The 12,779-nt window shown below is 70.9% G+C and carries 7 protein-coding genes; 3 read left to right on the forward strand and 4 right to left on the reverse strand.

The annotated features are described in order from the left end of the window. Positions 1-659 precede the first annotated feature (659 nt). Positions 660-1,190, reverse strand: a complete 531-nt coding sequence (locus tag SPR02S_RS34625; RefSeq protein WP_019061611.1) for a MarR family winged helix-turn-helix transcriptional regulator — start codon at positions 1,188-1,190, stop codon at positions 660-662. Between the two features lie 89 nt (positions 1,191-1,279). On the opposite strand from SPR02S_RS34625, the gene SPR02S_RS34630 reads away from it, so the two are divergent. Next, entirely contained in the window at positions 1,280-2,596 is a 1,317-nt protein-coding gene (locus tag SPR02S_RS34630) for an MFS transporter (RefSeq protein WP_019061612.1), read from the forward strand. 1 nt (position 2,597) lies between these two features. Here SPR02S_RS34630 and SPR02S_RS34635 read toward each other — a convergent pair whose 3' ends face one another. Both SPR02S_RS34635 and SPR02S_RS34640 read right to left on the reverse strand, forming a co-directional pair. Further along, the gene (locus SPR02S_RS34635; RefSeq protein ID WP_026151120.1) at positions 2,598-4,253 is read right to left on the reverse strand and encodes an ATP-binding SpoIIE family protein phosphatase; all 1,656 of its coding nucleotides are present in this window, start codon (positions 4,251-4,253) and stop codon (positions 2,598-2,600) included. 254 nt (positions 4,254-4,507) lie between these two features. Continuing rightward, complete coding sequence (locus SPR02S_RS34640; protein WP_019061614.1) at positions 4,508-5,875, reverse strand: NAD(P)/FAD-dependent oxidoreductase; 1,368 nt, start codon at positions 5,873-5,875, stop codon at positions 4,508-4,510. A 377-nt stretch (positions 5,876-6,252) separates the two neighbouring features. On the opposite strand from SPR02S_RS34640, the gene SPR02S_RS34645 reads away from it, so the two are divergent. Continuing rightward, positions 6,253-7,023 carry a TetR/AcrR family transcriptional regulator gene (locus tag SPR02S_RS34645; RefSeq protein ID WP_052347098.1) on the forward strand — a complete coding sequence of 257 codons (771 nt, stop codon included), beginning with the start codon at positions 6,253-6,255 and terminating at the stop codon, positions 7,021-7,023. Between the two features lie 581 nt (positions 7,024-7,604). Beyond that, positions 7,605-9,521, forward strand: coding sequence for a sigma-70 family RNA polymerase sigma factor (locus SPR02S_RS34650; RefSeq protein WP_026151122.1), 1,917 nt, complete (start codon positions 7,605-7,607; stop codon positions 9,519-9,521). Here the strand turns inward: SPR02S_RS34650 and SPR02S_RS56955 are convergent. Next, positions 9,508-12,779, reverse strand: a 3,272-nt coding sequence (locus tag SPR02S_RS56955; protein WP_019061617.1) for an AfsR/SARP family transcriptional regulator, incomplete at its 5' end; no start/stop codon positions are given. The genes SPR02S_RS34650 and SPR02S_RS56955 overlap by 14 nt on opposite strands.

The raw sequence follows: 12,779 nt of genomic DNA on the forward strand, positions 1-12,779 counted from the left end.
TCCCGTGATCGGGATCGCATACACGAGAGCGGAACAGTCAGGCGGAATAAGCCCGACCGTTCACAGCGTCCTCGCTGTATGTTTTCTTCAAAGGAACCTCGTCCCAACCATCAGATGATGTTTGGAGACGGGGTATCAACATATCTGGCGTTGATTTTTGGCACGCTGTTGAGTTCTCAAGGAACGGACGCTTCCTTTGTACTCACCCTCTCGGGCTTTCCTCCGGGCTTTTCCCTTCGGTCTTGCGTTTCCGACTCTATCAGACCGTTTCCGGTTCCGATTTCCTCGGTGCTTTCCAGGTTTCCGCTTCCGCGTTTCCCTTTCCGGCGGTTCCGACTCTATCAGATCCTTTCGGGCCTGACTCCCAGTCAGAGTGGGCTGCCATCCCGGCCGTTGGGCCGTTCCGACGTCTCAAACCTTAGCCGATTCCCCCGGCGGAGTTCCAATCGAGGCCCAGGGACCTGATCGAACAACAGCCGAGCCCAAATCGAATTGAATTCGGGCACGCCGAAATCAATCCCGTTGGGAGATCGTGCGGTTGGTTTGGGTTGCCGCTGTCGCGGCGGAGGTGCTGCCGGAGAACCGTTACGGCTCGGCGGCAACCCGAAGAACTTTACGGATCGAGCAAGGGGCTGTCAAGCACCCTCTGTCAAGATCTTTTATTCGAGGTCGCTGAGCCGACCGCCGGCATCCGGCTGGGCGTGCTCCACCCTACGCAGCAGGCGAGTCAGGACCTCACCGAGGACTGTGCGCTCCACCGGGGAGAGGTCCTGGAGGAGGTCCTCCTCGAAGACCGTCGCCATGCGCATCGCCTCCAGCCACTTGCCTCGGCCCTCAGGCGTCAGCTCCACGATCACGCGGACGCGGTTGGACTCGTCCCGCTCCCTGGTGACCAGACCCTCGGCGACCATGCGGTCGATCCGGTGGGTCATTGCGGCCGGAGTCAGGCCGAGGCGCTTGGCGAGGTCGCTCGGGCCCATCCGATAGGGGGCACCCGCGAGGACGAGGGCCTTGAGGACCTCCCACTCGGCGCTGCTCATGCCGAGGTTCGCGGTCTGGCGGCCGTAGGCGACGTTCATGCGGCGGTTCAGGCGGCCCAGGGCCGAGACGATCTTCTCGACCTGGGGGTCGAGGTCCTTGAACTCGCGCTGGTAGGCGGCGATCTGCTCGTCGAGTGTCGGTTCGCCCATGGACGGCAGTATCGCACGGGGTCGCTTGGCGTTGAAGTCCTTCTAGATGTACTGTTTAGCTTCGAAGTCTTCGGCGCTAAGAAGTACCGATGGCGACCAACTACCTGATTGAGGTGACCGTGACCAGGGCGATGGGCGCAGCGATGCGCCGGATCCACGTGGGAAACGCACTCAGCGCGTTCGGGCTCGGCTTCACGGTCCCCTACCTGTACGTCTATGTGGCGCAGGTGCGGGGACTGGGAGCCATGACGGCGGGTCTCGTACTCGCCGTCTTCGCCGTGGCCGCGCTGATCGTGCTGCCGTTCGCCGGGCGGGCCATCGTCCGGCGCGGTCCCCGACCGGTTCTCATCGTCGCCCTGGTTCTGGCCGCCGTAGGGTCGATGAGTCTGGGGCTGGCGGGGAGTGCGACCGCTGTGTTGCTGTCGGCTGCCGCGCTCGGGGCCGGGCAGGCTGTGATGCAGCCGGCGCTCGCCACGATGATCGTGGACTGTTCTACGGCGGATACGCGCTCGCGTGCCTTTGCCGTGCAGTTCTTTCTGCAGAACCTCGGGCTCGGTGTCGGCGGGCTCATCGGCGGTCATCTGGTCGACACGACCAGCGCGTCCTCGTTCACGCTGCTCTTCGGGATCGAGTCGGCGATGTTCCTGGTGCTCGCCGGGGTGATGGCAACCGTGCGGATGCCGCATTCGCCGGCCATCGGTGACGCTCCCGCGCGGTCGTCCGGCAAGGGTGCCTGGAAGCAGCTGCTCGGCAACCGGGCCATGGTGCAGCTGAGCGTGCTCGGCTTCGTGCTGTTCTTCGCCTGCTACGGGCAGTTCGAGTCGGGGCTGAGTGCGTACGGGGTCGAGGCCGCCGGTATCTCGACGTCCGCGCTCGGTACGGCGCTGGCCGCCAACACCGCGATGATCGTCGTCGCGCAGTTCGCGGTGCTGAAGTTCGTCGAGCGGCGTCGGCGCTCGCGGGTGATCGCGGCCGTAGGGATGATCTGGGCGCTGGCTTGGGTCACGGCCGGGTTCGCGGGGCTCGGGCATGGGAGTCAGGAGATGGCTACCGCTGCCTTTGTGTCGACGTATGCGCTGTTCGGGCTTGGGGAGGCGATGTTGTCGCCGACCGTTGCTCCCCTTGTCGCCGATCTGGCGCCGGAGGGGATGGCCGGGCAGTACAACTCGGCCTTCGCCCTCGTCAAGCAGCTCGCGTTGGCCGTTGGGCCCGCGGTGGGCGGGCCGCTCGGGGCTTCGCTGCCGGGGGCGTATGTCGTGACGTTTTTCTTGTTCTCGCTGGGGATAAGCCTGCTCGCGGTGAAGCTGGGGCGGCAGTTGACCGCCGTGCAGGATCAGCCTTGGCGGGCGAAGGGGAGTCTGGTCGTCGCTCGCGGGAGTGTCGAGCCGGTAGGGGTCGAGGCGTAGGTCACGCCGGGGCCGTCTTGGGGAGTACGAACTCGCACCAGACGGCCTTGCCGCCGCCCGGGGTGCGGCGGGAGCCCCAGTTCGAGGCGATCGTCGCCACGATCGCGATGCCTCTGCCCGACTCGTCGGCCGGTTCCGCGCGGCGGCGGCGGGGGAGGTGGTCGTCGCCGTCCGTGACCTCGACGATGAGGCGGCGGTCGGTGCGGCGCAGGCGTAGGCGCATGGGTGGGGTGCCGTGCTGGAGGCTGTTGGCGACCAGTTCGCTTGCGGCCAGGACGCCGAGGTCGTGGAGTTCGGTGGGGAAGCGCCAGCTGGTGAGGACGCCTGAGGCGAACGCACGCGCGCGTGGGGCCGCTTCCACTCCGCCGAGCAGCTCCAGGGCCGCGTTGCGGAAGAGGTCGCCGGCCGGGCCGGTGCGGGCCGGGTGCTGGAGGACCAGGACGGCGACGTCGTCGTCGTGGTCCGCGGTGACGCCGAGGGAGCGGACCAGACGGTCGCAGACCACCTGGGGGGTGCCGGTGGCGCCGGCCAGGGCGCGCTCCAGGGAGGCGATTCCCTCGTCGAGGTCCTCGTCCCGGCGTTCCACCAGGCCGTCCGTGTAGAGGACCGCTGTAGAGCCGGGGCTGAGGGGGATCGAGCCCGAGGAGTGGATCCAGCCGCCGGTGCCGAGCGGGGGGCCGGTGGGTTCGTCGGCGCGTTGGACCGCGCCCGTCTCGTCGCGGACGAGGATCGGAAGGTGGCCTGCCGAGGCGTAGACCAGGCGGCCCTCGTTCGGGTCGAAGATGGCGTACACGCAGGTGGCGATCTGGTTGGCGTCGATCTCCGTGGCGAGGCCGTCCAGGAGCTGGAGTACCTCGTGCGGTGGCAGGTCGAGGCGGGCGTACGCGCGGACGGCGGTGCGGAGTTGGCCCATGACCGCTGCCGCTCGGACTCCTCGGCCCATGACGTCGCCGATGACCAGGGCGGTGCGGCCGCCGCCGAGGGTGATCACGTCGTACCAGTCGCCGCCGACCGCTGCTTCGGTGCCGCCGGGCTGGTAGGTGGCGGCGATGCGCAGGTCGTCGGGTTCTTCGAGTTCCTGGGGGAGCAGGGAGCGCTGGAGCGTCACGGCTGTTTCGCGTTGGCGGCGTTCGCTGGCGCGGAGGCGTTCGGCGGCCTCGGCGTGGTCGGTGACGTCGGTGGCGAAGATCAGGACGCCGCCCTCTGCGCTGTCGGCGCTCTCGGCGACCGGGGTGCAGGTGAACGTGTACGAGCGGCCGCCGGGGGCCTTGCGGGACTTGAGGGTGCGGGGCTTGCCGCTGCGCAGGACCTGGTCGAGGAGCGGGAGCAGGCCGAGTTCGTCGAGCTCGGGGAGGGCCTCGCGGGCCGGTGCGCCCAGCGGGCGGGTGCCGAAGGCGGCTGCGTAGGCGTCGTTGACGTACGCGATGCGCTGGTCGGGGCCGTGCACGAGGGCGACGAGGGCCGGGACGCGGTCGAGGACCTCGCGGACGGGCAGGTCCTCGACGGCGGGGACCGGCGGCTCGTCGGTGAGCTGCTCGGCGCGGGCCGCGGGCACGGAACCTTCTCCCCGCCGGTCCGGGGTGACCGGGTGGTCGGTCCGCGCTGCGGCGCGGCGCTGCGTTCCGGGGAGCCGGGCGCTCCAACGCGTGAAGTTCACGAATCCTTGCCTCGTGTAGATGTCGTCGGCCGGTTCCGGACCCTGCCGGGGGGCCGGGGCCGCGCGGCGGGAGCCGCACATCGGTCGCGGCCCCCGGGTGCAGCACAGTGGGGAGAGCCTCTTGGGTGGGACGGGAGGGCACGGGCCCGCCCGACGTCGTGGACCAGTCCGGTTCGTGGACCAGTCTGGCAGTGTGGCGGACCCGGTCGATATTCGTCAGACGCCGGGGCCGCCGGTGGAGTTCCTCGGTCCGGTCAGTTCGACCCCTTCGGGTCGTGTGGAGGCTTTCCACCGGCCGCGAGTTCGAACTCCGCCCGGGGATGTTCGAGTGAACCGAGAGAAACGATCTCCCTCTTGAAGAGCCCCGCCAGCGTCCATTCGGCGAGCACACGGGCCTTGCGGTTGAAGGTGGGCACCCTGCTGAGGTGGTAGACGCGGTGCATGAACCAGGCAGGGTAGCCCTTCAGCTTCCGTCCGTAGACCTGCGCGACGCCTTTGTGCAGTCCCAGGGAGGCGACCGAGCCGACGTACTTGTGGGCGTACGTCTGGAGGGGCTCGCCGCGCAGGGAGTGCGCGATGTTGTCGCCGAGGATCTTGGCCTGGCGTACGGCGTGTTGGGCGTTGGGGGCGGTCAGGGTGCCGGGTTCGCCGGCCGTGACGTCGGGGACGGCTGCCGCGTCTCCCGCTGCCCACGCGTGCGTGGCGCCCTCGATCGTCAGCTCGGCGGTGCACTTGAGGCGGCCGTGCGGAGTGAGGGGGAGGTCGGTGGCGGCGAGGACCGGGTGGGGTTTCACGCCGGCCGTCCACACGAGCGTGCGGGTCGGGAAGCGCTGGCCGTCGCTGAGTACGGCGACGCGGTCGGCGCAGGATTCGAGGCGGGTCTCCAGGAGGACCTGGATGTTGCGGCGGCGCAGCTGGGTGACGGTGTAGGTGCCCATCTCCTCGCCGACCTCCGGGAGGATGCGGTTCGTGGCCTCCACGAGGATCCACTTCATGTCGTCGGCGTCGACGTTGTGGTAGTAGCGCACGGCGTAGCGGGCCATGTCCTCCAGCTCGCCGAGCGCCTCGACACCGGCGTAACCGCCTCCTACGAAGACGAAGGTCAGGGCCGCGTCGCGGATCGCGGGGTCGCGGGTGGAGGAGGCGATGTCCATCTGCTCGATGACGTGGTTGCGCAGGCCGATGGCCTCCTCGACGGTCTTGAAGCCGACGCCGTGCTCGGCGAGACCGGGGATCGGGAGGGTGCGCGCGATCGAGCCGGGGGCCAGGACGAGTTCGTCGTACGCCAACTCCTCGGTACCTGTGCCCTCTTCCTCGGTGGCGAGGGTGCTGAGGGTCGCGGTGCGCTTGCCGTGGTCGATGGCGGTGGCCTCGCCGATGACGACGCGGCAGCGGTCGAGGACGCGGCGCAGGGGGACGACGACGTGGCGGGGGGAGATCGAACCGGCGGCGGCCTCGGGGAGAAACGGCTGATACGTCATGTAAGGGTCGGGACTGACGACGGTGATCTCGACCTGCCCGCGCTTGATTTCACGTTTCAACTTCTTCTGAAGGCGCAGGGCTGTGTACATCCCGACGTAGCCGCCACCGACAACGAGAATGCGCGCGCGTTCCTTCACCATCCCATGACGCACCCGGCGCTGGAGTTTGTCCACAGCCTCGACAAATTGTGTGACCGGCGGCGGAGCGCGCGCGGGGCCGCCGGAATTGCCGGAGTGCGGGGCAGGTGCGCAGGTCAGTGGGGGTGATCGGGGTGGCACTCGGGGGCGCAATCGGGACGTATGTGACCCGTACTCCGATCGGGGGGCGCTCCGTGCGGAACCTGCCCCTTCTGAATTGACCCCCTCTCAACTATGTTCGTGTGTCGACGGGGTGAAGGGGGATGCGCTCAGCGGGTCCGCGAAGAGCGAGGCTCGCGAACCGGGCTTGTCTCACGATGCTCCGGCTGCCGATGGCGGGGAGTCTCCGGGGGGAGACGTCATTAACCGGGGGAACGTGTATGCATATTCAGGATTCGCATTGGACATCCGCGTCAGCCATCGCATCCGGCGGCGCGGTCGGAGCGGCGGGAAACGGACGCGGGGACTCCTCGCGGACGACGCCGCTGCGCGTGGACGCACAGCGCAATCTGGAACACGTGCTGCGGGCGGCGCGTGAGGTCTTCGGCGAGCTGGGCTACGGCGCGCCGATGGAGGACGTGGCGCGACGCGCGCGGGTCGGTGTCGGCACGGTGTACCGGCGCTTCCCGAGCAAGGACGTCCTGGTGCGCCGGATAGCCGAGGAGGAGACCTCCCGGCTGACCGACCAGGCGCGTTCGGCGCTCGGCCAGGAGGACGAGCCGTGGTCGGCGCTGTCGCGCTTCCTGCGGACGTCGGTGGCCTCGGGCGCGGGGCGGCTGCTGCCGCCGCAGGTGCTGCGGGTTGGCGTCGCCGACGAGGGTGAGGGTGCTGCCCTCCTCGACGAGGCGCGGGTGCCGCAGCAGCGGACGCAGCCGGGTGCGGGTGAACTGCGGCTGGTTCCGGAGGAGTCGGCGGGGTCTTTGGGCTCCGGGGACTATGACGCCGGGGCGACCGCGCTGCTGGAGGTCGTGGGGCAGCTTGTCGATCGGGCGCGGGCTGCGGGGCAGTTGCGGGCGGATGTTTCGGTGTCGGATGTGCTGCTGGTGATTGCTACGGCGGCGCCCTCGTTGCCGGATGCTGCGCAGCAGGCGGCGGCGTCGGCTCGGTTGCTGGATATTTTGTTGGAGGGGTTGCGGTCTCGGCCTCTGTGAGGGTGGCGGTGGCGGGGTGACTCGGCGGTAGGGCGGGGTGATGCGGCCCTCGGTGGTTCGGCGCCCGGTGGTTTGGCGTCCGGTGTTGGTGTGGGCGTCTTCTGGGGGCTGCGCCCCCAGGCCCCCATCGGCCTGGACGGCCTCGTCCTCAAACGCCGGACGGGCTGAACAATGCCGGCCTGCGTTGAGAGGTGCCGGACGGGCTGATTGTGTGGGCCTGTGCCGGAAAGTTGCCGGACGGGCTGATCTTTGTCGGCCTGCGCTGAAAAGGTGCCGGACGGACAGCCCGCTCCCCGGTGACTCGAATAGGTGACTGTGGGGCGGGGGTGCCGTGGTGCCCTCGCCCCTCGTGACGCCCGGGAACGTTCCGGGCATTTCTGTCATCGTCGCCAACTCCCGTTTCGGGCGCGACAGTTGAGCCTTCCCCGGAGGGGTGAACGCTAGTACTGCGGTGCGGGAAGTCCCCACGGATGAGTGGATGGTCCGTACGACGGGGTCCTGAACAAAAGCCAATATGGCTACGCTGACCCGGTGTTCGGTACCGGTTGGACTGGCTTGGCAGGCGGCGGGGGCTTTCCGCGATGAGCGTTGACGGGCGTGACGAGTCACTGGGTGACGGTGACCCGGAGGCCGGTGGGCTGACCTCACCACAGGTACCGACCCAGGGTGGGCCCAGTGGTCTCCCCCCGGGTTTCGAACCCGGCGAGGGCAGCGTCCCGCCACAGCGCGAGGGCAGTGTGCTGCCGCCGCCGCTGCCGCCCCGGGAGATGCCGGCGGCCGACGCCTCGTTGATCGAGCGGATGCGTGCCGGTGACGACACGGCGTACGAGGAGCTGTACCGGCGCCATGCGGATGCCGTGCGCCGGTATGCCCGGACTTGTTGCCGGGACGGGCACACCGCCGACGACCTGACCGCCGAGGTCTTCGCCCGCATGCTCCAGGCGGTGCGCGGTGGATCCGGGCCCGAGCACGCCGTACGCGCCTATCTGCTGACCTCCGTCCGGCGCGTCGCCGCGAACTGGACGAAGTCGGCGAAGCGGGAGCAACTCGTCGACGACTTCGCGGTGTTCGCCGCGCAGTCCGCGCGGGTGTCGGAAGTGTCCGACGACGACACCATTGACCTGGGCGCCGACGTACGCGCCATGCACGTGGCCGAGCAGTCGATGGCGATGCAGGCCTTCCGGTCGTTGCCCGAGCGGTGGCAGGCCGTGCTGTGGCACACCGAGGTCGAGGACGAGTCGCCGAGCGAGGTCGCCACGCTCTTCGGGCTCGACGCCAACGGCACGCGCGTGCTGGCCAGTCGGGCCCGCGAGGGGCTCAAGCAGGCCTATCTCCAGGCCCACGTCAGCGCCACCCTCACCGACGACGAGGAGTGCGCGCGCTACGCCGACCAGCTCGGCACCTACGCCCGCCGCCGGCTGCGCACGCGTGCCGAACGCGGGCTGCGCAAGCACCTGGAGGAGTGCGCCAAGTGCCGGCTGGCCGCGTTGCAGATCGAGGAGGTCGCCAGCGGTATCCCGGCGGTCGTCCCGATCGCGGTCATCGGCTGGTTCGGCGCCGCCGGGTACGCGAAGGCGATCGCGCTCATCGCCGGTGGCGCGGGAGCGGGTGCGGCCGGTGCCGCGGGTGCCGCCGCCGCTGCGAGCGGGAGTTCGTCCGGCGGGGCCGGTGCCGGTGGCGCCGCGGCCTCCGAGGGGCTCGGCGCGCCGGTGAAGGCGGGCATCGCGGCCGGTGTGGTCGCCACGGCGGCAGCGGCGGCGATCGCCCTCGCGCTGGCCGGCGGCACCCACACCCCCGCGAAGAAGCCCGAGGCCAAACCGGCGCCCTCGTCCTCCCCCATCGCCAAGCCCGAGTCGACGCCCCCGGCGCCCCCGGCACCCCCGAAGAAGCAACCGGCCCCGGAACCAGCGGTGTTGAAACCCGAGCCGACACCCACTCCGACCCCGACACCCACACCCCGGGCGACACCCACACCGACGCCCAAGCCCACCCCGACCCCGAAGCCGACCCCCAGACCCACCCCGACACCCACCCCCACCCCGACCCCGACGCCCCCACCCGCGCCGACGATCTTCCAGGTCAGCGAACTCTCCTACGACGTCAACGGCGACGGCACCGCCCCGGAGATCCAACTCGGCGAGAGCAGCTGGGTGTGGCAGCGCTACGGCGTCTCGATCGGCGGCACGCGCTACACCCACGGCGCGACCGTGCACGGCCGCTCCTCCGTCACCATCGACCTCAACCGCCAGTGCGTCTCCTACGACGCGACCGTCGGCGTCGACGACATGATGCTGGGGATCGGCAAGGTGTACTTCGCGGTGTACGCCGACGGGGTCCGGCTGTGGCAGTCCGGGGAGATCGACGGCGGGGACCCGGCGGTGCCCGTCCATGTGAACCTCGCCGGGCGCAAGACCGTACGGCTGGTGGTCGAACCGCACAGCTCCTTCGACGACTTGACGCTGGCGGACTGGGCGGAGTCGAAGTTCACGTGCAAGTAGGGCGCTGTGCCAGGTGTTGTGTCGGGGACGGTGCCGGGGCGGGTAGTTCGGCCAGGACCTCGTCCATGGTGAGTGTTTCGCCTCGGGCGCGTTCGGCCGCGTAGCGCTCGGGGCCCAGTTCGGTGCGGGCCGTGGTCTCGGCCTGTTCGACCCGGGCGCGCTCCGGCATGGGGCGCGGATGGCCGCCGCGTCCGTGGTCGGCCGCGGCCAACAGGCGTACCGCGCGCGGTAGTTCGCCGAGTTCCGCGGAGAGCAGTGCCGTCTGGTCCACCAGCATCGCGATCAGCACGTCGGCGCAGCGCTGCTCCACGGCCTCGCGCAGGGTCGCGGTCATCATGGCCAGCCCGCGCTCCGGGCCGGACTCGGCGGCGGTGACCAGGGCGGCGACCGCGTTCAGGCCGGCCCTGAACTGCGGTGGGGGCGTGCCCTTCTCGCTCTCCGCCCAGGCCTGGTCGCTCAGGTCACGCGCGCGGGCGACGTCTCCGTCCTCCAGGGCGATGTGCGCGCGCAGCATCAGGACGAACGCGCGGGCGTCCTGTACGCCGTGCCGATCGGACTCCTCGCTCGCCTCGTCCAGGCCGGCGAGGGCGGCGTCCCGGTCGCCCTCGCGGAAGGCGAGTTCGGCGAGGCGGGCGATGAGGAACGGGGCCTCGGTGTTGGCGCCGACCTCGTAGGCGAGCTTCAGCGCCTCCTCGTACGCCGTCCTCGCCTCCTCGAAGCGGCCGCGGACCATGGCGGCCTCGCCGACCGCGCTGGACACCTGGGCGCGCACCCAGCGGTCGCCGACGCGTCTGCACAGCGCCTGCAGCGCCTTCAGGTCCTCGTCGATGCCCGCCATGCCGCCCGGCGAGTCGACGAGCAGGTGGGTGCGGAACATCAGCATGACGGCGTTCTCCCAGTCGCCGCCGTGGGCACGGACGTTGACGACCGCCGCCTCCATCGCGGGCCGGATGTCCATCGACTCGGTGAGGAAGTAGGCGGTGAGCGGCCAGATGAGCCCCGGCATACGGGCCGCCCGGGGGCCGCCCGCGGCGAAGTAGCCCTGGATCAGATTCATGTACTGCCGCATGCGCTCGTCCATCAGGCCGTCCGTCGTCCGGCCCAGGATCTCGGACTCGGCCCTGAGGAAGAGGTTCAGGAGCCGGAGGTCCATCCGCCGGGTGTGCAGGGGGTGTCGGGCGTCCGCCTCCGGGTCGGCGACGTAGGCCTCGTACGGGTCCTGGGCGGACCCGGCCGGTGCGGCCAGGGCGAGGACGCGGATCACCCAATCCGCGCCCTCGGTGCGGTAGTTGCGCAGCCACCAGAACCAGCCGACGGCGAGGGCCAGGGCGCCCGCCTCCGCCTCGTCGCGCGCGGCGACGGAACAGGCCAGGGCCGCCCGGATGTTGTCGAGCTCGGTCTCCAGGCGGGCGATCCACGGGAGTTGGTCGCCGGAGCGGAGCAGGGGCTCGGCCGTCTCCACGAGGGCGAGCACCCACGCACGGTGCCGGCGCTCGGCCGCGGCGCGCAGTTCGGGGGTCTCGGCCGCGCGCTCCACTGCGTACTCGTGGATGGTCTCCAGCGTGCGGTAGCGCATGCCCCCGTCCGTCTCCCCCGGGGTGGCCACGATCAGGGACTTGTCGACCAGGGAGCCGATGAGGTGGGCCGCGGGGCCGGTGCACACGGCTTCCGCCGCCGCGAGGTCCCAGCCGCCGGCGAACACGGAGACCTCGCGCAGCACCGTCCGCTCCGGCTCGTCGAGCAGCTCCCAGGACCAGTCGACGACGGCACGGAGGGTCTGCTGGCGGGGCAGGACCGTGCGGCTTCCGGAGGTGAGGAGGCGGAAGCGGTCGTCGAGGCGGTCGGCGATCTGGCGCGGGGTGAGCAACCGGAGCCGGGCGGCGGCCAGTTCGATGGCCAGGGGCAGGCCGTCCAGGCGTCGGCAGATCTCCGCGACGGCCTCGGTGTCCTGGAGCACGGTCTCCGCGTCGGGGCGGACGGCGGTGGCGCGCTCCGTGAACAGGCGGTGCGCCTGGTCGGGGACGAGGGGCTCGACCGGGCGCACGGACTCGCCGGGGACGCCCAGGGGTTCACGGCTGGTGGCGAGGATCGTGAGCCCGGGGCAGCGGGTCAGGAGGATCTCGGCGAGGTCGGCCACCGCGCCGATGACATGTTCGCAGTTGTCAAGGATCAGGAGTCGGCTGTGTGAGGCGCAGTACTCCACCAGCAGGGCGACCGGGTCGTCCTGCGTGGTCAACAACTCGGTGGTCAGCAGCGCGGTCTCGCGCAGACCGAGGGCACTGACCACCGCGCCCGGCACCGCCTCCGGCCGGTCGAGCCGGGCCAGCTCGACCAGCCACGCCTGCGGGAGCCCGGCGGCGGCTTCCTCGGCGAGACGGGTCTTTCCGGAGCCGCCCGGTCCGGTGAGCGTGACCAGGCGGGCCCTGTGCAATTCGGAACGGATGGCGGCGATCTCGGGTTCCCGGCCCACGAAAGAGGTAAGCCGTGGACGCAGGTTGCCGTTGCGCTCGGGCCGCCCGGGGGCAGCGGGCGCCGTGTTCGCCGGTGCCGTCGAGGCGAGCAACTCCCCGTGCAGGGCGCGGAGTTCCGGCCCCGGGTCGGTGCCCAGTCCCTCGGCGAGTGCGCGCCGGGCCGTCTCGTACGCGGCGAGGGCGTCGGCCCCGCGGCCCGCATCGCGCAGGGCGCGGATGAGGAGGGCGTGCAGCGGTTCGTCGTAGGGGTGGGCCGCGGTCAGCTCCTTCAGTTCCGGTACGGCGTCGGCGGCGCGGCCCAGCAGCAGGTCGGCCTCGATCCGCGCGCGGGTCGCCTCCTGGCGCAGCGCGTCCGGGCGGGCGGCGGCGGATCGGTCGGGGAGGTCGGCGAGGGCGGGGCCGCGCCACAGGGCGAGCGCGGCGGCCAGGTCGCGGGCGGCGGTGGTCGCGTCGCCCCGGTCGAGGGCGGCCGTGCCCTGGCGTACGAGGTGTTCGAAGACGAACAGGTCCACGTCGTCCCGGGTCGCCATGAGGCGGTAGCCGCCGGGGTCGGAGGCGATCGCATCTTTACCGAGGGTGCGGCGGAGGCGGCCGACCAGGGCCTGGAGGGCGGCCGGGGCGTCCTGGGGAGGTTCCTCCGCCCACACCTCGTCGATCAGGGTGCCGGAGGGGACGATCCGGCCCGGGTGCAGGGCGAGCGCGGCGAGCAGGGCGCGGATACGCGCACCGCCGAGGGGTACGCCGGTGCCGTGTTCGTCTTCCGCCCGGGTGTTGCCCAGGATTTTGT

The organism is Streptomyces prunicolor NBRC 13075 (assembly GCF_000367365.1).
Classification (GTDB): Bacteria; Actinomycetota; Actinomycetes; order Streptomycetales; family Streptomycetaceae; genus Streptomyces; species Streptomyces prunicolor.

Excerpts from the sequence above, each read along its gene's own strand:
- SPR02S_RS34645 (WP_052347098.1), top strand. The coding sequence starts at position 6,253 with ATGCATATTCAGGATTCGCATTGGACATCCGCGTCAGCCATCGCATCC.
- SPR02S_RS34630 (WP_019061612.1), top strand. The coding sequence starts at position 1,280 with ATGGCGACCAACTACCTGATTGAGGTGACCGTGACCAGGGCGATGGGC.
- SPR02S_RS34650 (WP_026151122.1), top strand. The coding sequence starts at position 7,605 with ATGAGCGTTGACGGGCGTGACGAGTCACTGGGTGACGGTGACCCGGAG.
- SPR02S_RS34640 (WP_019061614.1), bottom strand. The coding sequence starts at position 5,875 with ATGGTGAAGGAACGCGCGCGCATTCTCGTTGTCGGTGGCGGCTACGTC.
- SPR02S_RS34625 (WP_019061611.1), bottom strand. The coding sequence starts at position 1,190 with ATGGGCGAACCGACACTCGACGAGCAGATCGCCGCCTACCAGCGCGAG.